Here is a 574-nt window from a genome sequence, read left to right as displayed (position 1 = left end):
GGCGCACCCGCTTTCAGCAAGCCATTGCGCACGCCTGCCACCACGGCCGCACACGCTCCAGTGCCGCAAGCCTGAGTTTCCCCCACCCCGCGTTCAAACACGCGCAGGCGGACTGACAACTCATCTTCAACCTGCAAAAAGCCGACATTGACCCGTTCAGGAAACTGCTCGTGCGATTCAATAGCGCCGCCCCAATGCTCCACCGGTGCGGTTTCAACATTATCAACCAAAATTACCGCATGCGGATTACCCATATTCACACAGCTTACCGGTACAGATTCCAAACCGACCAAGACAATATGCGTCAGCGCATCTTCATTTTCACCATGTGCAGGCACAAACGGAATTTCAGACGGCATGAAACGCGGTTTACCCATATTGACGGTAACCAAACCGTTATCCAACAGCTTCGGCACAATAATCCCTTTGGTCGTTTCAACCAAAATTTCCGTTTTATCCGTCAACCCCTTATCCGCGCCAAAACGCGCAAAACAACGCGCGCCATTGCCGCACTGCTCTACTTCCCGACCATCAGCATTGAAAATGCGGTACCGAAAATCGACCGCATCAGAAG

1 protein-coding gene is annotated in these 574 nt (G+C 52.8%); it reads right to left on the bottom strand.

What is annotated here, in order from left to right; all coding sequences use genetic code 11:
• Positions 1-574: diaminopimelate epimerase (gene dapF, locus ACTHUR_RS16475; protein WP_440399754.1), on the bottom strand; the 574-nt coding region annotated here is incomplete at both ends.

It is taken from the genome of Neisseria sp. P0021.S007 (assembly GCF_051956855.1).
Note: the sequence above shows the minus strand (reverse complement) of the source record. Positions and strands in the feature narration are given on the sequence as shown.